This window comes from Paenibacillus sp. MZ03-122A, from assembly GCF_024213325.1.
Lineage (GTDB): Bacteria > Bacillota > Bacilli > Paenibacillales > Paenibacillaceae > Paenibacillus > Paenibacillus polymyxa_B.
In genome coordinates, this window is the sequence record NZ_JANAVI010000001.1 from 61049 (window position 1) to 82816 (window position 21768).

Genomic DNA, 21768 nt, shown 5'->3' on the forward strand with positions numbered 1-21768 from the left:
ATTAATAGCCACATGGAAATTCACGTAAAACATCAGCCAAGTAGCACTCTATCAGCCCATGAAAACCGCGCGCGTATGCTTGTATCTTGTCCAGACGGACCAGGTATTGTAGCGGCCGTGTCCCGTTTTTTGTATGAGCATGGGGCCAATATCGTTCAATCTGACCAATATACAATGGACCCGTCCGGCGGTATGTTTTTTATGCGGATTGAATTTGATCTGCCGAATTTGAGTGCAACCCAGCCACAGTTGGAGCAGGATTTTGCCGCTGTTGCTGAGCAATTCCGTATGGAGTGGACGATTTCTGCGGTCAGCCGCAAGAAAAAACTGGCTATTTTCGTTTCCAAAGAAGATCACTGTTTGGTAGAACTGCTGTGGCAATGGCAGGCAGGAGATCTGGACGCGGATATTTCATTGGTAGTTAGTAATCATCCGGATATGAAGGAGTATGTGGAATCGTTTGGCATCCCGTATTACCATATTCCGGTAACCGCCGATACCAAACCGGAGGCGGAGCGCCGTCAACTAGAGGTCATTGGCGAAGACATTGACGTTATCATTTTGGCCCGTTACATGCAGATTATTTCTCCCAAGTTTATTGAGCATTATCGCAACCGAATTATCAATATCCATCATTCCTTTCTGCCTGCATTCGTGGGTGGGAAGCCATATGCCCAAGCCTATAATCGCGGTGTGAAAATTATTGGTGCTACTGCGCATTATGTAACTGAAGAATTGGACGGCGGCCCGATCATTGAGCAGGACGTGCAGCGGGTAAGTCATGGAGATGATGTAAATGAGCTAAAACGGATCGGTCGCACCATAGAGCGGGTCGTTTTGGCAAGAGCCGTGAAATGGCATGCAGAGGATCGTATTCTGGTTCATGAGAACAAAACGGTCGTTTTTAACTAATCTTAAAATTTTAGAAAAAAATTTGTGAGTATATATTTTTTGTTGAACAAAGCCCGTCGCATAACGGGCTTTGTTTTTCTATGTGAGTTATTTGCCTTATAAACGGTCAGTACATAATATTTTTTGTGATTTTATAATTTTTTAAATGAGGTTAATACATTACGGGTATATTTATATGAGGATCCGGTACAACATTTCCACAATCATCTTTATAAACGATCTGGCAAACTTTCACGGCAAATGGTACAATACTTAAGAATGTATAAGTCATATTGAAACATTCAAGCAGATTCACTCACTTCAATAGACATCGTTTCTATATCGGACGGTGGTGTTGAAGAGTATGACCGAATGCAATTGACATACTTTATACAATATGAGGAGGCAAACCATGACTGACCAGAATCAAGCGATTCAAAAGGATGAAAACTCCACGATCGACAATTTGTCCATCACAACTATTCGTACGTTGGCAATTGACGCCATCGAGAAAGCAAACTCGGGACATCCTGGTATGCCGATGGGCTCCGCGCCAATGGGATACCAACTTTTTGCTAAAACGATGAATCATAATCCGGATCAACCTACGTGGGTTAACCGTGACCGTTTTGTATTGTCCGCAGGACACGGTTCCATGTTGCTATACAGCCTTCTACACCTGAGCGGCTATGATCTTCCTATGGAAGAACTGAAACAATTCCGTCAATGGGGCAGCCTTACACCGGGCCACCCTGAGTTTGGGCACACTGCTGGTGTAGATGCTACAACTGGACCTCTGGGACAAGGTCTCGCAATGTCCGTAGGTATGGCAATGGCTGAAGCTCAACTGGGTGCAACATATAATAAAGACGAATTTAAAGTTGTAGATCACTTCACGTATGCAATCTGCGGCGATGGCGATCTGATGGAGGGTATTTCTCACGAGGCTGCTTCGTTGGCTGGTCGCTTACAACTGGGCAAGCTGATTGTATTGTTTGATTCCAATGATATTACACTGGACGGCAAGCTTAATCTGTCCTCTTCCGAGAGTGTTGCCAAACGTTTTGAAGCTTACAACTGGCAAGTACTGCGCGTAGAAGATGGTAACGACCTTCCAGCCATCCAAAAAGCCATTGAAGAAGCGCAAGGCGACTCGACACGCCCTACGCTGATTGAAGTGAAAACAGTTATCGGCTACGGAAGCCCGAACAAACAAGGTAAAGGCGGACACGGTGGTACTCATGGTTCCCCGCTGGGATCAGAAGAAGCTAAGCTGACTAAAGAATTCTACAAATGGGTATACGAAGAGGACTTCCACGTACCACAAGAGGTTCGCGAGCATTTTGCTAAAGTAAAAGAGCGCGGTATCGCGGCGAACAAAGCATGGGATGAACAGTTTGCGAAATACAAAGCAGCTCACCCTGATTTGGCAGCTCAGTTCGAAACAGCTGTAAACGGCGATCTTCCAGAAGGATGGGATCGTGATCTTCCGAAATACACGACTGGAGACAAAGCCGTTTCGACTCGTGTAGCTTCTGGTAATGCTCTGAATGGATTGGCTCCAAACGTACCTTTCCTGACAGGCGGATCTGCCGATCTGGAGAGCTCCACGATGACACATTTGAACAACCTGACGAACTTTACGCCAGAAGACTACGCCGGCCGTAACATCTATTTCGGTATCCGTGAATTTGGTATGGCTGCTGCGATGAACGGTATGGCGTTGCACCAAGGTGTAAAAGTATTCGGCGGTACATTCTTCGTATTTACAGACTATCTGCGTCCAGCCGTTCGTCTGGCAGCTCTGATGGGATTGCCTGTAACCTACGTTCTGACTCACGACAGTATTGCTGTAGGTGAAGATGGTCCGACTCATGAGCCGATCGAACAATTGGCTTCCCTGCGTATTATCCCGAACCTGACAGTAATTCGTCCGGCGGACGGTAATGAAACTTCTGCTGCTTGGGCTTATACATTGGAAAACAAGAAAAACCCGGTTGCTCTGGTATTGACTCGTCAAAACCTGCCAATCCTGGCTGCTAGTGCTGAGCATGCACGCGAAGGTATCAAACGTGGTGCTTATGTGGTTGCAGATGCAACAGACGGCAAACCGGTTGCTCAAATTCTGGCTACAGGCTCCGAAGTGCAATTGGCTGTTAAAGCTCAGGAAGCACTGGCAGAACAAGGTATTCAAGTACGTGTTGTCAGCTTCCCAAGCTGGGATCTGTTCGAAAAACAAGACAAAGCATACAAAGATTCCGTTCTGCTGCCAGAAGTGAAAGCTCGTTTGGCTGTCGAAATGGCGTATCCACTGGGCTGGGAAAAATATGTTGGCGATCAAGGCGACATTCTCGGTATCAGCACGTTCGGTGCATCCGCACCTGGCGACCGCGTAATTAAGGAATACGGTTTTACAGTAGAGAATGTTGTTAGCCGTGTGAAAGCTTTGTTGAAATAAAACACTGAGCATCTAAAACAGACAGTCGTAACCTGAGAAAGGCTTACGGCTGTTTGTTTCATACAGTTGATGCTTTGCAATGAAATCACTATTGAATTCCAATGTATAGGATACGGTGATACAGTGTGTATTTTCATACTGAAGCTGGAATCAAATCTATGTTATGATGCACCAATATTCATTCAACCATTGAGAGCAGATGAGGGGATAACGAATGACACAGTTCGATGGAGTAAGCGTAGTTAAAAAAGCAAACGTTTATTACGATGGTCAGGTTACAAGCCGTACAGTCATCCTGGGTGACGGCAGTAAGGTTACACTGGGTATTATGCTGCCAGGAACGTATGAGTTCGGCACGGATTCCCGTGAGATCATGGAGATTTTGGCAGGGGATGTGAGAGTGTTGCTTCCAGGTACTGAGGAATGGCTAGAAATACAAGGGACGGCAACCTTTCACGTACCTGCAAAGTCTTCATTCAAGCTGGAAGTACGAAGTGTAACTGATTATTGCTGTTCTTATCCCGAATAAAAGCTAAAAAGGGTAAGTACACTCAGCCTTCAAGCCAAGTGTTGCTTACCCTAAAGCTATGCCATATGTACACAAGCACAGCCGTATGGTTACAAAGAAAGGTGCAGCTTATTCGAGAGGTTGACCACCAATGGTGTGGCCAATCCATGCTTCGTATGTCTTCACGACAGCGGATAGGTCTTCATCGCCGTAGCCTTGAGTTTGCCCGGCTTGAAACAGGCTTTTGGCAATGGATAACATAGGTGCAGGGATGGACAGGCTGTCTGTTAGTGAGGAAGCAAGCTTCAAGTCCTTAAGCATCAAGGCAAGTGAGAACTGGTTGCTAAAATCATGTTCAATGATTTTGCGCCCTTTCAGGTCAGCGGCCTTACTACCTGCCGATCCGAGTTGTACCAATTCAAGGAAGCTGTCTGCCGGGATGCCGGATTTAGCCGCGATAGCAAAGCCCTCAGCCAGAGCGAGGTTATGAATACCCACCATCGTATTATGAGCGAGCTTGGCTACGGCCCCGCTGCCATTAGGTCCCATATGAAGTACCTTTTTGCCCAGGGTATCAAAAACATCTGATTGTGCCGCAATGGCTTCTGCATTACCGCCAACCATGAACACAAGTGTACCGTCTACAGCAGCAGGCTTACTGCCTGTTACGGGTGCATCAATGAAAGAGCAGCCCAGCTTGTCCGCTTCGGCGGCCAGTTGCTTGACCAGCTCAGGTGAAATCGTACTGTTGTCCATCACGGTCATGCCAGCCGTAAGTCCGGCAAACACGCCGTCATCGCCGTAATAGATGTCACGAATGGAGTGATCATCGCTGACCATGGTAATGACCAAGTGCTGACCTTCAGCTGCTTCACGAGGAGTTGAAGCTGTACGTGCACCTTGCTCTGCCAGTGGTTCGCAGCGCGAAGCGGTACGATTATAAACTGTGACTCCGAATCCCTGCTTTAGCAGATTGGATGCCATCGGGGCGCCCATGGTGCCCAGTCCGATAAATCCGATGTTTTTCATTGCTAATCACCTTTCTTGTTGGAAGTTGCCGTCCGATGCAGATTGCGAGTTCGGCTTGAAATGAATATAAAACAGGTTGATCTCAGTTAATTGTAGCATGGGCATGCTACCCTATCTACAGGAGGGGCTGTCAAGCACAGGATACACAGGTAACGCAAGCTTGTCAGGCCCCGCAAATTAAAGTATCCTATTCCTAAGTCCTTATGTTCGTATTCATGGTCTTAGTAATACCAAACAGGAGGTTCCAAACATGTATAAAAAAGTTAATTTTGATTACACTAAAGCGCTCTCCTTTATAGGTCAGCACGAAATTGATTATTTTGCAGAGCCCATCAAGCTGGCTCATGAGCAACTGCACAACCAAACCGGTGTAGGGTCCGATTTCTTGGGTTGGATTGACCTGCCTACCAATTATGATAAAGAAGAGTTTGCGCGCATCCAAAAGGCTGCTGCTAAAATTCAAAGCGATTCCGAAGTATTGATCGTAATCGGTATCGGTGGTTCCTACCTTGGAGCACGTGCTGCGATCGAAATGCTGTCGCATTCTTTCTACAATGCGCTGCCTAAAGATCAACGTAAGGGTCCAGCTATCTATTTTGCTGGTAATAACATCAGCTCTACATATGTGAATCATCTGTTGGAACTGATTGAAGGTAAAGACTTCTCTGTGAACGTCATTTCCAAATCAGGTACGACAACAGAGCCAGCGATCGCATTCCGCGTATTCCGTGCAGCTCTGGAGAAAAAATACGGTAAAGAAGAAGCACGCAAGCGTATTTATGCAACGACGGATAAAGAACGTGGCGCTTTGAAAAAATTGGCTAACGAAGAAGGCTACGAATCCTTCATTATTCCTGATGACGTGGGTGGTCGTTACTCCGTGCTGACAGCAGTAGGCTTGTTGCCGATTGCTACTGCAGGCATTAACATCGAGGAAATGATGCAGGGGGCGGCAGACGCTTCCAAAGAGTACAGCAACCCGAATGTAGCTGAGAACGAAGCTTATCAATATGCAGCCGTTCGTAACGCTTTGTACCGCAAAGGTAAAGCAATTGAAATTCTCGTAAACTATGAGCCGTCTCTTCATTTTGTATCCGAGTGGTGGAAACAGTTGTACGGAGAAAGCGAAGGCAAGGATTACAAAGGCATTTATCCTGCTTCTGTTGATTTCTCGACAGACCTGCATTCCATGGGACAATTCATTCAGGAAGGCAGCCGCAACATTTTCGAAACGGTAATCCAAGTAGAAAATGTACCAAGTCACATCACCATCGAAGCAGATGAGGATGATCTGGACGGGCTGAATTTCCTGGCAGGCAAAACTGTGGATTTTGTAAACAAAAAAGCATTCCAAGGTACATTGCTGGCTCACACAGACGGACAAGTACCGAACTTGATTGTAAATATTCCTGACTTAAGCCCTTACTCTTTCGGCTATCTTGCTTATTTCTTCGAAAAAGCTTGCGGCATCAGCGGCTACCTGTTGGGTGTAAATCCGTTCGATCAACCGGGCGTAGAAGCTTACAAGAAGAACATGTTTGCGCTGCTCGGCAAACCAGGCTTCGAAAAAGAAAAAGCTGAGCTTGAAGCGAGATTGTCTGAATAAGAGTGCTGTAATCTCTGATGCGAAACAGGATTTCGGTCAGAAGTGTTATAGTGTATAGCATCAATTAAAGTACAGGAAAGCAGTTCACCAGCTGCCAGAAGCGGGGGACTGCTTTCTTGTAAAATGAAGTAAGGAAGGTTATACGTGTATGTTGGAACAATACCGAACCGTACGCGGTGCCGGCAACAAGGAAATTGTGATCCGAAAATCCCGTTTTATCGGCCATATTCAGCCTGTTCAAACTGAGGAAGAAGCAGTTGCTTTCATAGAGCGCATCAAAAAAGAGCATTGGAACGCTACCCATAATTGTTCTGCTTACATGATTGGCGAAAGAGACGAAATCCAAAAGCAATCGGATGACGGAGAACCGAGTGGTACGGCTGGAAAGCCTATTTTGGAGGTGATCCGCAACCAGAAGCTAAAAAATGTCGCTATTGTTGTTACCCGTTACTTTGGTGGGATTTTGTTGGGAGCAGGCGGTCTGATTCGCGCGTATTCAGATGGTGCTGTTGCAGCAATCGAGGCAGGAGATGCAATTACACGTGTGCTGCATCGCGAAGTCTTTGTAGAATTGGATTATACCTGGTTGGGCAAAGTGGAAAATGAATTACGCAATCGCAGCATCCGCACTGGAGAAACAATGTTTACGGATAAAGTTACCTTAACCTGTCTGCCGCTGGCTGGTGATGCGGAATCCTTCAGCAACTGGATAACAGACTTGACGCAGGGGCAATCGCTTGTGTCGGAGGGAGAGCAGCTTTACTTTATTGAAGGGGAATAAATAATATGGCTAGAAGAGCAGTAGAACAGGAGTTGTCAAGAGGGCGGATTCTGGAAGCGGCCAGGCACTTGTTTATTACCAAGGGCTACCGTGCGATTTCAATGCGCAGCATTGGCCAGCATCTGGGTTACAGTCATGGTTCGTTATATTATCATTTTAAAGAGAAGGCTGAACTGTTCTATGCCATTGTAATTGAAGATTTTAATACATTGCGTGGGATTCTACTGCAAGCAGCAACAGGTACGCCTGATGATGGCTTGAGCAGGTTGGAGTACTTGATGCTGGAATTTATCCGTTTTGGTTTGGAAAATCCATATCAATACGAAATTATGTTCATGATGCACGATGAAGAACTATTTGCATACTGTCGCACAGAGCAAAACCGTTGTGTGGAACTATTTGCGTCCATGATCCGTCAAGAATTGAGTGGTCAGGGGCATTCGGAGGAATATTGCTCTAGGGTACCGAAAAGTCTGTTTTTATCCATGCATGGCTTTGTATCATTTTATATTCAGGACGGTTTAACATTTGAAGAAATTAGGCCCGCTGCTTTAGCACATGTAAAGCTGCTGTGCAGACACCTATGAGCGTACCTGCATTCACACACTTCAGCCATGAACATGTAGGGCGCTTTTCTGGGTGTATGCACTTCATGACGGTGACTTATCATTACGGTACTTTGCGAAAGCGACTGAGAATTTAACAGACGATGATGCATCCAGTAGGAAAACATCATGGTCTGTTTTTTTACCCGGTCCGTCAGCCTTTCATGATCTTTACATGGTATTGGCGTCTGCGTGGTCCGTCGAATTCACAAAAATAAAGTCCCTGCCATCGTCCGAGCAACAGCTTTCCATCATGGATGATGATCGTTTGTGAGGGGCCTGTCGTAATGGATTTTAGGTGGGAAGCCGTATTTCCCTCCATATGGCGATATTGGGGATGCTCCCACGGATAAACTTCATCTAGTGTTAATATCACATCATGTTTGACGTCTGGGTCTGCATTTTCATTAATGGCGATGCCGGCTGTCGTGTGTGGACAATAAACAAGTGCGGTTCCTTGTTGTACCCCGCTTTTTTCGATCAATGAAGCAACCTCTCGTGTAATATCGCGCATTTCATCTCGCCGTGTAGTGGATAATTCTAAAGTATGCAACAATAACTCCATCTCCTTTCTTCCTAATACTTTACCCTTTTAATTCCTAATATAATATATAGTTGACGAAAATTACTTTCCTTTGATAAAGTATCACATAAGAAAAAACATAGTATATACATTGGAATAATTAAATGATTTCAAATGAGGTACGTGCTTTGCGGAAAGCAAGGCTGCTGCTGTTCCTGAACAGGTCCAGAAGCGGAAAGGAAGTGTACGGATATGCATGTGGAAGTAAGAGGATTAAACAAGCATTTCGGTAATTTTCATGCAGTAAAGGACGTATCTTTTGATATTCAGGCGGGCCATCTTATTGGCTTACTCGGTCCAAGTGGTGGGGGAAAAACCTCCATTCTTCGCATTTTGGCGGGTCTGGAGCAACCGGATGCGGGAGAAATTCATTTTCATGGAAAAAGGGTAAACGAGCTGTCCCCGCAGGAACGTGGAATCGGATTTGTATTTCAAAACTATGCTTTGTTCAAGCACATGAGCGTCTACGACAATATTGCCTTTGGCCTGAAAGTGAAAAAAAGCTCCAAAACCCGCATCAAGGAACGGGTCACAGAGTTGGTCGAACTAACGGGGCTCAAAGGATTTGAGCATCGTTATCCGCATCAGTTGTCAGGTGGACAGCGACAGCGGGTTGCCTTTGCGCGTGCTTTGGCACCAGAGCCTCAATTGCTGCTGTTGGATGAGCCTTTTGCAGCTATTGATGCCAAGATTCGTCAGGAGCTGCGCACCTGGCTGCGAGAGTTGATTGAGCGGGTGGGTATTACTTCAATTTTTGTCACCCATGATCAGGATGAGGCGATTGAAGTAGCGGATGAAATTATGGTGATTAATCAGGGACGACTGGAGCAGAAGGGAACACCTTGGGATATTTATAAAAAACCGGGTACTCCGTTCGTGGCTTCCTTTATTGGGGAATCTACGGTGATTGAACAGGCAGGCAGTCTCCGAGGCTTCGAAGAAGCTGCTGGAGTGGGAACACGTGCCTTGATCCGTCCAGAGTATATTGATGTCGGGCCAAGCGAGGAATTTACGCTTCTGTCGGCGACCGAGGAAGGCACAGTGAAGCATTTGCATTTTCGTGGAAGTGAGTGGATGGTTGAAGTACAGGTCGGGGATCATCGTCTCATGACATACCGCTCGCTGGAGAAGTCTACGCTGGAACCTGGTCAGCAGGTGCGAGTGTTGGTGCATCGAGCCTATCTCTATAATGACCAGTCCAGCTGGATGGTGGAAAACCGCCTGAAGGAAGATCCAATGCCTATTATCATTTGAAAATAAATACGATCACGCATGAGGGGATGTCTGGCCGGATTTCACGGCTTTGGGCATGCTCCTTTTGGCGTTGGACGCTGGAAGGATTTACGCAGATGATTTACGTAGAATCGGTCTGTTCGTTATAATAGTAGTAAAAAGACCCAAGTAGATAGGAGTTAAACCATGAATCGGCTTATTTTTCTTGGCACGGGGGATGCAATGGGGGTTCCGCGTGTATATTGTGATTGTCTCGTATGCACAGAAGCTCGCACGACAGGGGCGAATGTAAGATTGAGATCGTCTGTGCTGATCGAAAGCGAGACGGAGGACTTTATGATTGATTGTGGCCCGGACTGGCGCAGACAGCTAGAATTGCGCGGTCTGCGTTTTATCCCTACGATCCTTGTGACACATGCACATTTTGACCATATTGGAGGATTACCAGAATGGGCAGATGCCTGTCGCTGGACTGGGAACAGAGGTCGCTTGTACGCGCCACAGGAAGTGATCGACACAATCTTGCGTCAATTTTCCTGGCTCTCTGGAAACTTGGATCTTATTCCAGTAGACCAGGGAGCCCAACTTGGCGGATGGAATATCCGGGGATGGCGTGTGAATCACGGGAAGAACGGATATGCCTACGCTTATCGTCTGGAAAAGGACGGTTTCTCGTGGGCTTACTGTTCGGATTCGATTGGATTGAATGAGGCGGAAATTCTGCCCTTGCACAATCTGAATTTGCTCGTCCTGGGAACGAGTTTTTATCATGAGGAGGCCGAGTATGCCACCCGTTCCGTATATGACATGCTGGAGGCTCAGGAGCTTATAGGAAGGCTTAAACCCGAAAGCACAGTGTTTACACATATGTCCCATGATGTAGATGTCACACGCAACTATGGGCTTCTGGAAGGGATTAGCTTGGCACACACCGGCATGAGTTTGCCGTTAGAATAAAGGTGACCTTTACCTTTACATCGTTTGACTGATACGTAGAAGTGTGGAGATTCCTTCTTTGATTTGTAGCTCGTTGGCGTATGAATAGGACAGCCGTACATGCGTTTTACCCTCTGCGCCGATGGGATCAAATACATTGCCGGGGACAAAGGATACAGACTCTTGTAAACTTTTGGCAAGTAATTCATTAGGTTTCAACGTAGAAGGCAGCTGGAGCCACAGGTTGAGTCCCCCTGCCGGGCTGGTCCATGTCCAACCGGAGTCGCGGAGACTGTCTTCCATCGTTTCTTTACGAATCTGGAGCGCGATACATAGCTTTTTAATATGCTGCTGCATACGTGGAGATTGAAAGTATTCTAAAAACAGCTTTTGATTCAGCAGTGGCGATCCATTGTCCACTAACGCTTTGACGTTCAGCAGGCTGTTCATGAGCTGTGGTCGGCAGGTCACGGCTGCGATTCGTAGACCGGGTGCGACATATTTACTGTAACTTCGAATGTAGACGACGCTTCCCGAAACATCATAGGCGAAAATTGGAGAAGGGGGCTTTTGCCCAAAGCTAATGTCATAGGTGCTGTCATCCTCAACAATGAGGCAGCCATAGCGCTCGGCTAGTTCAGGCAGTCGTTTGCGCTGCTCATCGGGGACCGTAAAGCCCGTCGGGTTGTGGAATGTTGGATTCATATAAAAGAGGCGTGGTTTTTCCATTTTCATGCACCACTCAATCTGGTCCAGATCATAACCTTCTGGTCGAATATCAGTCATAGTCAGACGTGCGCCGAGTCTACGGAATATTTCCATTGCGGGGCCATAGGCAGGGCGTTCGATCAATACACGGTCTCCTGTACGGAGCAGAGATCGGCCAATTAAATCAATGGCTTGCTGTGCTCCGGAGGTAATCAGCACTTCATCCGGTGATAAAGCAAAATGCTTATCCACGCTAAAATGCTGCGCCATGGCCTCCCGAAGCTCGGCATCACCCTGCACAGCGGAATAGGTGGCTGCTACTTTCGGATGCTTTTCAAATACCTGTATCATTAGCTCTTTCCAAAATCTATTGGGCAGGAGAGAGGGGTCAATCAGCGCTTTGGAAAACTGGAAATTCGTATTTACGGATTGAACGCGGCTAAGTCCATCCATTCCTCTCCAGGCTGAAACTGACGGATCATCTGCCGCATGGGCAGATTCGGAGTGAAACGTGAGGTCAATGGACGAATGTCCCGAGTAGCCAGCATATTTTGCATGCCCAGTCGCTTGGGAAGCATGAACGTAATATCCTGATTTGTCCTTTACATAGACCAGTCCCCGTTGCTTCATCTCCTGATATGCCCGGAAAACAGTTAGCCGATGTACACCCAGCTCCTGAGCCAAGCTTCGTACGGACGGCAGCTTCATGTCTGTTTGCCAATCCCCGCGATCAATCCGCACAGTTACATAATGGATAACCTGCTCATACAGCTTTAAGGCATGATCGGCTGCAAAGAGTAGTTCGCTGTTGTTCTTACCCATGCTATCCACGCTCCTTTCTGTGTATTGTACTATATAGCACTTCAAAAACGTATACAACTGTTCTGTAGTTATACATCTGTTCTGTTCGTCTCCCTGTATGCTTAAAAGCAACTGAAGGGAGAGGGACGTATCATGATAGGTATCGCGTTTACAGTAATGTGTCTTATTTTTGGCACAACGTTTTTGGCCATAAAAGTGGGAGTGGAAGCCGGACTTCCGCCATTCCTATCGGCAGGTGTACGTTTTTTCGCGGCAGGGGCGATATTGTTCATTGCTATGAAGCTGACCGGAAAAGTACGATGGTCGTTATTATGGCGTAAGGAAATGTTGCTGATTGGAGCAGGAACGACCTTCGGTACATTTTCAGCCTTGTATTGGGCAGAGCAATATGTCAGCTCCGGGATCGGAGCTATTTTGTCAGCTACCGGGCCGATGATGATCGTCATTTTACAATCTGTACTGCTACGGCAAAAAACGTCACGGATTACGGTCGTTGGCTGCATGATCAGCTTTCTTGGTGTGGTGCTGGTTGTGCTGCCCGGATTGGCGGTTCAGATCAGTGGTCTGTGGCTGGCGGGATGCCTTATCATTTTGCTGGGGGAGCTGTGTTATTCCGGGGGAGCTCTGTATTCCAAGCGAGTGATGGATGTATTTCGTGAAACGAACCCGATTGCCCTGAATGCGGCGCAAATGATCCATGGGGGATGGATGCTGCTGTTACTGTCTGCGATCACGGAACCGTGGAGTTCTGAGGGGTGGCAGTACCTTCCTGCCATGGGGTCTTTACTTTATCTGATCCTGTTTGGTTCGATGATTGCACATACACTATTCTACTGGCTCATGGAGCGTACAAATCCCCTGTTTCCGACGATGTGGCTGTATATATCACCGCCGATTGCGGTGGGCTTGGGAGCGTTGTTGTATGGAGAGCATGTAAGCTGGTGGATGCTGGCTGGGGTGCTGCTCATTGTGACCGGATTAATCCTTATGAACAATGGAATTATCCGTCTGGTGAACAGGCGTAAGGTACGTTCTGCTGCCTGATATTTTAAAGGGGGCAGGTTATTATATGATCTGACAGAAAAGGCCTCCAAACTGTCATATGTTACTGAACATGCGACGTTTGGAGGCTTTGTTGTTGTACTACTTCATTTAAGTATTATAGGAACAGTTACTTTTTACTTTATTCAACGTTGAGTACGAATTTGTCGATGGCGTGCTTAACACCGTCTTCGTTGTTGCTGCGAGTGATGTAATCAGCCAGCTTTTTCAAATCGGGAATGGCATTCTCCATCGCTATGCCGAGACCAGCGCATTCAAGCATCTCGTGGTCGTTCCAAGAGTCACCGATAGCAATTGTTTCCGACAGTTCACAGCCAAAATGATTTGCAAGGAAGGTAAGCGCATGGCCCTTAGTGCCTTCATGATGCATAATTTCCAGAAAATGAGGCTTGGATTTTGTAATGTGAACTTCATTGCCAAGCAGTTCGCGAAGTTCAGGAATTAATTCATCCAACACTTCAGGCTCGTCGATAATCAGCAATTTAGGAGCCGGCTGCTCTATAACTTTACTGAATACAGGCTCTACAAAATATTCCGTGTTGTTCAGCTCCGTGTAATCTTTGATTTTCTGATTATCTTCACGTGTGTACAATTTGTCATCAATATACGTTTGCAGATGCAGATTGCGTTCCACGCAGAATTCAAACAGACGACGTGCAGCCACGAGTGGAACATAACGCTCATACAGCACGTTTTCGTCCAGCAGGTTTTTAACCAAAGCTCCTTGGTACGTAATGATCGGCACGTTCAAACCCGTCTGGCGAGCAATTTTGTGTGCAGAGGCATAAGCTCGTCCAGTAGCGAGGGTAACCACCACACCTTTTGCTACAGCAGCTTCTAATGCCTGTTGTGTCGCTGGTGTGACTTCTTTCTGGTCGTTAATGAGTGTATCATCAATATCAATGGCAATTAATTTATACATATCGGTATTCTCTCCTTTATCTCTATCATGGGGCAATGCTAAAATTGTATCTTATAATATTCAAAATGACAATATCGCAATGAAAAGGGGACAGCTCCTATAAGAGCCTGTCCCCTTATAACCACTGAAGTATTGGCTTGAAACGATGGGAAAAAGTAACGGTTAGTCTTCCAAAAAAACAAGTCCAACAAAATCGTCCAACTCAATATTACCAAAATAGTGCTTCAAATCGAGAGAGGATAAGGCTTGACGTACCTCACCTTCATCATAGCGCTTGCCGCGCAGGATATTTTCAATATCAGCAACGTCACCCACACCGAAGAAATCCCCATAGATTTTAATATCACGGATGTAGCCTTCCTTAAGATCCATGCGGATATCAATAATACCGACCGGAAATTTACGTGTGTGCTTGATATTGCTCTCGGGGGATAGACCGTAGTTCCAATCCCACGATTGGTAGCGTTCTTTGGATATATCATGGATTTTGGCCCAATCGGTATCGGTGAGCTTATATTGAGGTACTTGATCCAATTCTGATCCGAATATGAAACGCAGTAGTTCCTCGCGAAATTGCTCTATGGTCATCTCACGGTCCATTAGTTCGCTGATGTTAGCTACGCGACTGCGGACAGATTTAGTGCTTTTGGATTTGAATTTTTCGGGATTGGCATGCAACGATGCAGCCACATTGTCCAGATTCAGGTTAAACATCAATGTACCGTGGCTGAACATACGTCCGCGTGTGGCAAATTGAGCGTTTCCTGAAATTTTACGTTCTCCGACCTGTAGATCGTTGCGGCCTGTCATTTCAGCTTCTACTCCCATTTGGCGGAGGGCATCAATCACAGGTTGCGTAAATTTGAGGAAATTATGAAAGGACTCCCCGTTATCCTTGGTAATAAAGCTGAAATTTAAATTACCGAGATCATGATATACAGCCCCACCGCCGGACAGGCGACGAACGACTTGAATATTGTTGTCCCTAACAAACTCGGCGTTGATTTCTTCAATAGTGTTTTGATGCTTGCCTATAATAATAGAAGGCTGATTAATGTAAAACAGCAAATAGCTGTCGTCCAGCGGTAGATGCTTGAGCGCGTATTCCTCAATAGCAAGATTAATGGCTGGATCGTGTATCCCCTGGTTGTCGATGAACAGCATGTCCATTCCTCCGTATATAAACTGTGTAATTTATGTGTGCCTCCTTCTATTGTAACCCAAGTGAGCCATGTACAAAAGCTCATTTGCATTGACGGGACGCAAAAAGCAGCCTCATAATGGAGCTAAATGATTGGAAACGGGCGGAAAGGATGAGAGGCAATGATAGAGGTTTACGGTCATGGTGGAGACAGGGAAACAGCTGCCGCGACTTTTGGCGGAGCTGCTGCGGATTTTGTAGATTTTAGTGCAAATATTAATCCGCTTGGTCCACCGCCAGAGGTGCTTGAGGCGCTGCAACACTCATTTGACACTGTGATTCGCTATCCAGACCCTGGGCATCGGAATTTTAAAAATATGCTCGCACGGCGACTGCATGTTCCACCGGAGTCGCTAAGTATCGGAAACGGAGCGGCTGAAAGCATGGCGCTCCTACTATTGGGACTAGCTCCTAAGCGTGTGGGTACAGTGGAGCCGTGTTTTTCGGAATATGCCGAGCTGGCTGGCAAATTCGGAGCCGAGGTCAAACGGGTGTATGGGAAGGCCTCGCTTCAATGGAAGGCGGACGTGGAGGACATCCTTCAGCTCATGGAGCAGGTAGATGTTTTGTTCCTCGGACAGCCGAATAATCCAAATGGCGTGCAATATAGTGAGCAGGAGCTGTGCGAGCTGGCAGAGGCGGCTGGCACAACGGGTACCGTGCTGGTGGTGGATGAAGCATTCATTGATTTTATTCCGCTGGAACGGCGAATCTCACTGCTGCCTGTGCTGGATCGCTATCCTCATGTGATTTTGATCCGGTCAATGACCAAATTTTATGCCATTCCTGGCTTGCGATTGGGATATGCGATTGCTCATCCGGACTATATCCGGCGAATGACGGCCAAACAGGTGACCTGGAGTGTGAATGGATTGGCATTGCTGGCTGGGGAGGCGTGTTTGAGAAGTGGGCAAGCATATGAGCGCCAAACACAGGAGCTGATTGCTGCGGAGCGCAACCGCCTGTTGACCGCCTTGGCGGAATGGGGCTGCGGTGTCGTTCCCGGCGAAGCCAATTACGTGCTGGCAAGGGCGCCGGGTACGTGGAGCGCATCGGCTATTCAGCAGGCGCTTGGACAACGCGGAATTCTTATACGTAGCTGTGCTATGTATCCGGGACTGACGACGAGCCATTTTCGGATTGCGGTCAAGGATGCAGAAGCCAACGACAGGCTGCTGTCTGTATTGGGTGAAGTGCTGGAGGAGGAACAGCGGCGTGACAGTTAGCTTGATTATCCTGGCAGCCTACCTTTTGGACAGGCTGATCGGTGACCCGAGGTGGTTGCCGCATCCAGTCATCGGTATGGGACATGCCATTTCAGCATTGGAAAAAGCGATTCGTCGCCAGGTCCGCAGTGATCGGGGGCTAAAACGTGCGGGTATACTGCTTCCGCTCATTGTGGCGGGAGGCTCCTTTGCGCTCGCCTGGGCGCTGTTGCACTTGCTTGCCTGGATTCATCCGTGGTTGTCTGTCGGCGCAGAAATGGTGCTGATTGCGACCACGATTGCTTCCAAAGGACTAAAGGATGCAGGAATGGCAGTATATCGAGCGTTGCAGGCGGATGATCTGGCAGCGGCACGGCGGGAGCTGGGCATGATTGTCGGGCGGGATACGCAACAGCTTGATGAGCCTGAGATTGTACGTGGTACGGTTGAAACGGTCGCTGAAAATATCGTGGACGCGATTATTTCCCCGCTTTTTTATGCCCTGATCGGAGGAGCACCCTTGGCGCTGGCCTATCGTGCTGTGAATACGCTCGATTCCATGGTTGGCTATAAAAATGAAAAGTATCTGCATTTAGGCTGGGCTTCAGCACGTCTGGATGATGTGGCTAACTACATTCCGGCACGCCTGACAGCGGCAATGCTTGTGGTAGCGGCGTGGATATACAAGCGAGATGCTGCTAGAAGCTGGCGCACAGTCAAGCGAGACGCTCGTCTGCACCCAAGCCCGAACAGTGGCTTCCCGGAATCAGCTGTTGCTGGAGCACTGGGGATTCGTCTTGGAGGCTATAATGTGTATCATGGCGTACGCTCTTTTCGTGCATACATGGGCGATTGGATACGACCGCTAGAGTCGAAAGATATACGGCATACAATCCAGCTGATGTTCGCCGTGTCCAGTATGTTCGTAGGATTGTGTTTGTTAGGAGCCGCAGGTTGTTTTGCCTTGGGATGGGTGCGGTGAGGGTGAGGCGTGACACACTGAATAATGATCGAGCAGGAAGTGACATGATCTTGAAACAAGATATAGCAGCAAAAAGGACGGTAGAAGACGTACAAAGTCCGAACTCACAGGAGGATAAGGTGCCGTATGATGCTAAAGAAGATCTGCATTGGGACATGGAGCTCGTGTTAGTTCGTCACGGCACAACCTTATGGAATAAGGAACGTCGATATATGGGACACTCCGACTTAGGTTTGCTACCAGGAGCAGAACAAGAATTAAAGCCTTTGCAAGAAGAATTGCAGGGGCAGTCCTTTGCTCGAATCTATTGCAGCGATTTAATGCGATGTTGCCAGACCTTGCAGATCATTGTGCCGGAGTCAGAATTGACGTCTGGAGGTTCCCTATCCACTATGTCTCCTATGATGGAACCACGTCTGCGAGAGCTTCATTTTGGCGAGTGGGATGGAAAAACGTATGACATGCTCAAGGATGTGTCGTTGTATCGCGCTTGGATTGATGAGCCGCAACGGATAACCCCTCCTGGAGGAGAGTCTTGGACAGATTTTGTGAATCGTTTGCGGAAATTTCTTGACTCTCTGTATGAATGGCGTGTTGCTATGGAAGTTCGACCCATGGATTTGACTGCTGGGCCGCTCTCTGTTTTGGTCGTTACGCATGGTGGCGTAATTCGTCAGTTAGCTTGTATGCTGATACCGGGCCATGATTTTTGGAGTCTGAATCCGAAGCCGGGAGAAGCATTTAGGATTCAATTGAGGCTGGCAGGACCGCACAATTACATAGCGGAAATGCTCCCTCGTTAGGTTAGGCACCAGTGGATAAAGAGGCTGTTTGGGTTGTAAGCCGCCTCATTTTAACCTATAATCATCAAGTAAAAGAACGGCTTGACTACCACTACATCAAATATCCAGCAGACGAGGTCGGCGCAGTGTGATGAAACTATGGTTTCCCTTGCCTGCGCTGTTAAAAGGGAAGTCGGTGTAAGTCCGGCGCGGTCCCGCCACTGTAAATGGAAACATGCCCGTTAGTCCTGCTTTATGTGCTACTAAGCATATGAAGGAATTTCAGGACATGCATCTTACCATAAGTCAGGATACCTGCCCGTCCGCCTGTCACCATAATCCTTCGAGGAAAGGATGACGTGTTCGCAGTGACTGTCCGTGCGGAAAGAAGCTGCCGCCTGCGCACGATCTGCGCTAACGTGACCCCTGTGTCCTGATATAAGGATGCGGGGGTTTTTTGATAGGAAAAGAAGGCTGGATTTAGAAGATATCTGATGATGCTCAAGTAACGCTCTTAACGATTTTTTTATGAAGGGGTGCAAATCATGGCAGGAAAAAAAATAAAGGTTTGGACAACAGGTTTATTGGTTCTGATTTTGGCAGTTGTGCTGAGTGCATGTGGCGCTAATGGGAAAAATGCTGAAAATAAAGAGAATCAGACTTCTGCACAGCAGCCGGGAAAGACCGTAACCGCACAAGAGCCTCCGGGCAAAACAGTTTACCCACTAACAGTTAAGGATGCAACAGGACAGGAATTTACATTCAAAAAAGCGCCGGATAAAATCGTTTCCGTCTCCCCGGCAGAAACCGAGGCGCTGTTCGCCATCGGACTGGATAAGGAAATAGTTGGCGTCTCCGACTACTCTGATTACCCGGAAGCAGCTACGAAAAAGCCTAAAGTAGGCGGTATTATGAAACCGAACGAAGAGGCGATCATTGCTGCTAACCCGGAAGTCGTTTTTGCAGGGATATCACTTAGTGAACAGGCTACGACCAAGCTGCGCGACATGGGAATTATGATTTTTAAAACGGAACCGAAGACAGTTGAAGATGTCATAGCTAACATCGAATTGTATGGAAAAATCACCGATCATCAGAAAGATGCGAGAGCGGTGACTGACAAGATGAGAGCAGATGTAGCGGAAGTGAAAGAAGGAGTTAAAAATATCGGTAAAGGGCAGAAGCTGCGGGTATACGTCGAGTTTTCACCAGGCTGGACAGTTGGTAAAGGTGAGTTTATGGACGAGCTGATTACTTTGGCGGGCGGCGAAAATGTAGGTGCCACGCAGAAGGGGTGGTACCAAATTAGTGAGGAAAATATTATTGCTGCGAACCCTGACGTGATTTTGTACAGCAAAAGTGTCAAGGACGACAAAACTGGCCAAACGCTCGGCGAAATCATTAAAGCTCGCAGTGGATGGGATCAAATATCGGCTGTTCGCCACAACCGGGTGTTTGCCGTGGATGATAATTTGATCAGTCGTCCGGGTCCACGCGTAACGGAAGGTCTCAAGGAAGTGGCCAAGGGCGTGTATCCTGAAATTTTCAAATGAACCGTAAACTGATCGGCTTTGGAGGGACAGGTCTTGTCTTGCTGTTGCTGACGCTGCTGCTCTGTCTTGGCATCGGCTCGGCCAAGCTTCCGGTCAGCCAGATCACGGGCATTCTGGTTAACCACCTTCCGTGGTTAGGCGATACATTTACACCGGATTGGAATACATCCTCAGAGCAGATTATTTTGAAGGTCAGATTGCCACGAGTGTTACTAGGAATGTTGGTAGGAGCAGCGCTGGCGCTGGCGGGAGCCGGATTTCAGGGTGTGCTGCGTAATCCTTTGGCTGATCCGTATACACTGGGGGTATCCTCGGGGGCTTCGGTAGGAGCGGCAGTACTGATCTATTGGGGCCTTCAATTTTCATTTGTTGGCATATGGACGCTGCCGCTAGTGGCATTTACGACCGGAATGCTGACGCTGTGGATGGTGCTGACGTTGGCACGGGAAGGTGGAAAAATTCCGACACAAAGTCTCATTTTGTCGGGTGTAGTGATGCAATCCTTTCTAGGAGCAGTTGTTTCCTTTCTGACAGCCATGTCGAAGGAGACGGTCAATGAAATATTGTACTGGACGATGGGAAGTCTTAGCCTGCGCGGTTGGTCATATACAGGAATCCTTTTACCTTATGTGGTCATAGGACTGGTATTTCTATGGAACCGGGCACGTGTACTGAATATTTTGGCTTTGGGTGAACGGCAGGCGGCTCACATGGGAGTTCATGTAGATGCGACGAAGCTATCTGTTCTGATCATTTCCACGCTGCTGACAGCTGCCGCTGTCTCGGTATGTGGAGTGATTGGCTTTGTGGGACTTGTTGTACCGCATATCATTCGTCTGGTGACAGGTCCTGATTACCGGATGATTGTTCCATTATCTGCGCTCGGTGGAGCCATTTTTATGGCTTGGGCAGATACGGCGGCTCGCACGTTGTTAGCCCCCACGGAAATTCCTCTGGGCGTGATGACGGCCTTTGTTGGGGCACCGTTCTTCGCATATCTCCTGTACCGGAACAAGAAGCTGCGCAGGGGGGAACTGCTGTGACAGAACAAAGTGAATCACAGAAGGTGCGGGATCGGGCATTAGAGGTAGCGGGTCTGACACGTGCCTATGGAGAGTTCCATGCGTTAAAGAATATAAGCTGGAGCGTCGACGAAGGAACTTGGTGGGGGATTATTGGTCCGAACGGCAGTGGAAAATCGACCTTGCTGCATCTGCTTTCGGGTGTAGATCAGCCAACTTCGGGAAACGTTCATATCTATGGCAAAAAGGTCGGTAGCTACAGCAGAAAAGAGCTTTCCCGACTCATAGCCGTACTCCAACAGGAAGGGCTTCCTCCAGTGGGATACACTGTCAGGGAAGTCGTAGAAATGGGACGTTTTCCTCATCAGGACTGGTTAGGCAGGGAAAAGGGTGTTGATGTGGAGGCGATCACGGATCGCGTGCTGGAGCGATTGGGTCTTGCCACGTTGGCGGACAGAGCATTGGACCGCTTGAGTGGGGGACAGCGACAGCGTGTAGCTTTGGCAAAAGTAATGGTGCAGGAGCCACGAATATTGCTGCTGGACGAGCCTACGACCTATCTGGACTTGCGCTATCAGCTTGAATTTATGGAACTGCTGGCAGATTGGCGCCAAGAAACGGGTGTGACGATCATTGCGGTCTTGCATGATCTTAACTTGACAGCCCAATTTTGCGAAGATTTGCTTGTACTCAAGGATGGAATGGTTGAAGGATTGGGAGCTTCATCGAAGTTATTAACCGAGGATCGGATTCGACGAGTATACGGTGTTGAGCCTGTGATGCTTCCGCATCCAGATAGCGGTGTGCCGCAGCTCTTGCTGCGCAGAAGTGCTTCGGATACAGCAGATTAAATAAACGATGAAACACACTTAAAAAGAG

The 21768-nt window shown here is 47.6% G+C and carries 20 protein-coding genes and 1 riboswitch; of the genes, 15 read left to right on the top strand and 5 right to left on the bottom strand.

Annotation, left to right across the window (positions count from 1 at the left end; genetic code table 11):
• The first annotated feature begins 12 nt into the window (after window positions 1–12).
• The 3 genes from purU (at window position 13) to ppnP (ending at window position 3878) form a co-directional block, all read left to right on the top strand.
• Window positions 13–912: a formyltetrahydrofolate deformylase gene (gene purU, locus NLX74_RS00310; RefSeq protein ID WP_254327644.1), complete on the top strand. Its 900-nt coding sequence runs from the start codon at window positions 13–15 to the stop codon at window positions 910–912.
• 391 nt (window positions 913–1303) lie between these two features.
• A complete protein-coding gene (gene tkt, locus NLX74_RS00315; protein WP_254327645.1) occupies window positions 1304–3349 on the top strand; it encodes a transketolase in 2046 nt (681 codons plus the stop codon).
• A 214-nt stretch (window positions 3350–3563) separates the two neighbouring features.
• Window positions 3564–3878 (top strand): pyrimidine/purine nucleoside phosphorylase, encoded by a 315-nt coding sequence (gene ppnP / locus NLX74_RS00320; RefSeq protein WP_254327646.1) that lies wholly within the window; start codon window positions 3564–3566, stop codon window positions 3876–3878.
• A 108-nt stretch (window positions 3879–3986) separates the two neighbouring features.
• Here the strand turns inward: ppnP and NLX74_RS00325 are convergent, their stop codons facing one another.
• Window positions 3987–4886, bottom strand: a complete 900-nt coding sequence (locus tag NLX74_RS00325; protein WP_061829552.1) for an NAD(P)-dependent oxidoreductase — start codon at window positions 4884–4886, stop codon at window positions 3987–3989.
• 250 nt (window positions 4887–5136) lie between these two features.
• On the opposite strand from NLX74_RS00325, the gene NLX74_RS00330 reads away from it, so the two are divergent.
• The 3 genes from NLX74_RS00330 to NLX74_RS00340 all read left to right on the top strand — a co-directional run bounded on the left by NLX74_RS00330 (window position 5137) and on the right by NLX74_RS00340 (window position 7860).
• Window positions 5137–6492: a glucose-6-phosphate isomerase gene (locus NLX74_RS00330; RefSeq protein ID WP_254327647.1), complete on the top strand. Its 1356-nt coding sequence runs from the start codon at window positions 5137–5139 to the stop codon at window positions 6490–6492.
• Window positions 6493–6640: 148 nt separating this feature from the next.
• Window positions 6641–7273 (top strand): YigZ family protein, encoded by a 633-nt coding sequence (locus NLX74_RS00335; protein ID WP_029516377.1) that lies wholly within the window; start codon window positions 6641–6643, stop codon window positions 7271–7273.
• A gap of 5 nt (window positions 7274–7278) precedes the next feature.
• Complete coding sequence (locus tag NLX74_RS00340) at window positions 7279–7860, top strand: TetR/AcrR family transcriptional regulator (protein WP_061829550.1); 582 nt, start codon at window positions 7279–7281, stop codon at window positions 7858–7860.
• A 172-nt stretch (window positions 7861–8032) separates the two neighbouring features.
• Here the strand turns inward: NLX74_RS00340 and NLX74_RS00345 are convergent, their stop codons facing one another.
• A complete protein-coding gene (locus NLX74_RS00345; protein WP_069292090.1) occupies window positions 8033–8434 on the bottom strand; it encodes a secondary thiamine-phosphate synthase enzyme YjbQ in 402 nt (133 codons plus the stop codon).
• 219 nt (window positions 8435–8653) lie between these two features.
• Here NLX74_RS00345 and NLX74_RS00350 point away from each other — a divergent pair, with 219 nt between their 5' ends.
• Both NLX74_RS00350 and NLX74_RS00355 read left to right on the top strand, forming a co-directional pair.
• Window positions 8654–9715 carry a sulfate/molybdate ABC transporter ATP-binding protein gene (locus NLX74_RS00350; RefSeq protein WP_061829549.1) on the top strand — a complete coding sequence of 354 codons (1062 nt, stop codon included), beginning with the start codon at window positions 8654–8656 and terminating at the stop codon, window positions 9713–9715.
• A gap of 165 nt (window positions 9716–9880) precedes the next feature.
• A complete protein-coding gene (locus NLX74_RS00355) occupies window positions 9881–10651 on the top strand; it encodes an MBL fold metallo-hydrolase (RefSeq protein WP_023987639.1) in 771 nt (256 codons plus the stop codon).
• Window positions 10652–10666: 15 nt separating this feature from the next.
• Here NLX74_RS00355 and NLX74_RS00360 read toward each other — a convergent pair whose 3' ends face one another.
• On the bottom strand, window positions 10667–12160 hold the full coding sequence (locus NLX74_RS00360; protein WP_254327648.1) for an aminotransferase-like domain-containing protein: 1494 nt from the start codon (window positions 12158–12160) through the stop codon (window positions 10667–10669).
• A 132-nt stretch (window positions 12161–12292) separates the two neighbouring features.
• Between NLX74_RS00360 and NLX74_RS00365 the strand changes: the two genes are divergently transcribed.
• A complete protein-coding gene (locus NLX74_RS00365) occupies window positions 12293–13204 on the top strand; it encodes a DMT family transporter (protein WP_254327649.1) in 912 nt (303 codons plus the stop codon).
• Between the two features lie 139 nt (window positions 13205–13343).
• Here NLX74_RS00365 and NLX74_RS00370 read toward each other — a convergent pair whose 3' ends face one another.
• Together NLX74_RS00370 and lplA are read right to left on the bottom strand one after the other, a co-directional pair.
• Window positions 13344–14144: a Cof-type HAD-IIB family hydrolase gene (locus NLX74_RS00370; RefSeq protein WP_061829546.1), complete on the bottom strand. Its 801-nt coding sequence runs from the start codon at window positions 14142–14144 to the stop codon at window positions 13344–13346.
• A 162-nt stretch (window positions 14145–14306) separates the two neighbouring features.
• A complete protein-coding gene (lplA, locus tag NLX74_RS00375; RefSeq protein WP_254327650.1) occupies window positions 14307–15308 on the bottom strand; it encodes a lipoate--protein ligase in 1002 nt (333 codons plus the stop codon).
• 159 nt (window positions 15309–15467) lie between these two features.
• Between lplA and cobD the strand changes: the two genes are divergently transcribed.
• From cobD to NLX74_RS00405, 6 genes are all read left to right on the top strand, one after another.
• A complete protein-coding gene (cobD, locus tag NLX74_RS00380) occupies window positions 15468–16571 on the top strand; it encodes a threonine-phosphate decarboxylase CobD (protein ID WP_254327651.1) in 1104 nt (367 codons plus the stop codon).
• Window positions 16561–17532 (top strand): adenosylcobinamide-phosphate synthase CbiB, encoded by a 972-nt coding sequence (gene cbiB / locus NLX74_RS00385; protein WP_254327652.1) that lies wholly within the window; start codon window positions 16561–16563, stop codon window positions 17530–17532. The genes cobD and cbiB overlap by 11 nt, the downstream gene beginning before the upstream one ends.
• Window positions 17533–17576: 44 nt before the next feature.
• The gene (locus NLX74_RS00390; RefSeq protein ID WP_254327653.1) at window positions 17577–18335 is read left to right on the top strand and encodes a histidine phosphatase family protein; all 759 of its coding nucleotides are present in this window, start codon (window positions 17577–17579) and stop codon (window positions 18333–18335) included.
• Window positions 18336–18457: 122 nt separating this feature from the next.
• A riboswitch (cobalamin riboswitch) is annotated at window positions 18458–18651 on the top strand.
• Window positions 18652–18859: 208 nt separating this feature from the next.
• Window positions 18860–19867: an ABC transporter substrate-binding protein gene (locus NLX74_RS00395; RefSeq protein ID WP_235307820.1), complete on the top strand. Its 1008-nt coding sequence runs from the start codon at window positions 18860–18862 to the stop codon at window positions 19865–19867.
• Entirely contained in the window at window positions 19864–20910 is a 1047-nt protein-coding gene (locus NLX74_RS00400; RefSeq protein ID WP_103047604.1) for a FecCD family ABC transporter permease, read from the top strand. Before NLX74_RS00395 ends, NLX74_RS00400 begins: the two co-directional genes overlap by 4 nt.
• The gene (locus tag NLX74_RS00405) at window positions 20907–21740 is read left to right on the top strand and encodes an ABC transporter ATP-binding protein (RefSeq protein WP_235307821.1); all 834 of its coding nucleotides are present in this window, start codon (window positions 20907–20909) and stop codon (window positions 21738–21740) included. Before NLX74_RS00400 ends, NLX74_RS00405 begins: the two co-directional genes overlap by 4 nt.
• Window positions 21741–21768: the final 28 nt, after the last annotated feature.

Coding starts and splice junctions, on each gene's coding strand:
- purU (WP_254327644.1), top strand. CDS start 13: ATGGAAATTCACGTAAAACATCAGCCAAGTAGCACTCTATCAGCCCAT.
- tkt (WP_254327645.1), top strand. CDS start 1,304: ATGACTGACCAGAATCAAGCGATTCAAAAGGATGAAAACTCCACGATC.
- ppnP (WP_254327646.1), top strand. CDS start 3,564: ATGACACAGTTCGATGGAGTAAGCGTAGTTAAAAAAGCAAACGTTTAT.
- NLX74_RS00325 (WP_061829552.1), bottom strand. CDS start 4,886: ATGAAAAACATCGGATTTATCGGACTGGGCACCATGGGCGCCCCGATG.
- NLX74_RS00330 (WP_254327647.1), top strand. CDS start 5,137: ATGTATAAAAAAGTTAATTTTGATTACACTAAAGCGCTCTCCTTTATA.
- NLX74_RS00335 (WP_029516377.1), top strand. CDS start 6,641: ATGTTGGAACAATACCGAACCGTACGCGGTGCCGGCAACAAGGAAATT.
- NLX74_RS00340 (WP_061829550.1), top strand. CDS start 7,279: ATGGCTAGAAGAGCAGTAGAACAGGAGTTGTCAAGAGGGCGGATTCTG.
- NLX74_RS00350 (WP_061829549.1), top strand. CDS start 8,654: ATGCATGTGGAAGTAAGAGGATTAAACAAGCATTTCGGTAATTTTCAT.
- NLX74_RS00355 (WP_023987639.1), top strand. CDS start 9,881: ATGAATCGGCTTATTTTTCTTGGCACGGGGGATGCAATGGGGGTTCCG.
- NLX74_RS00360 (WP_254327648.1), bottom strand. CDS start 12,160: ATGGGTAAGAACAACAGCGAACTACTCTTTGCAGCCGATCATGCCTTA.
- NLX74_RS00365 (WP_254327649.1), top strand. CDS start 12,293: ATGATAGGTATCGCGTTTACAGTAATGTGTCTTATTTTTGGCACAACG.
- NLX74_RS00370 (WP_061829546.1), bottom strand. CDS start 14,144: ATGTATAAATTAATTGCCATTGATATTGATGATACACTCATTAACGAC.
- lplA (WP_254327650.1), bottom strand. CDS start 15,308: ATGCTGTTCATCGACAACCAGGGGATACACGATCCAGCCATTAATCTT.
- cobD (WP_254327651.1), top strand. CDS start 15,468: ATGATAGAGGTTTACGGTCATGGTGGAGACAGGGAAACAGCTGCCGCG.
- NLX74_RS00390 (WP_254327653.1), top strand. CDS start 17,577: ATGATCTTGAAACAAGATATAGCAGCAAAAAGGACGGTAGAAGACGTA.
- NLX74_RS00395 (WP_235307820.1), top strand. CDS start 18,860: ATGGCAGGAAAAAAAATAAAGGTTTGGACAACAGGTTTATTGGTTCTG.
- NLX74_RS00400 (WP_103047604.1), top strand. CDS start 19,864: ATGAACCGTAAACTGATCGGCTTTGGAGGGACAGGTCTTGTCTTGCTG.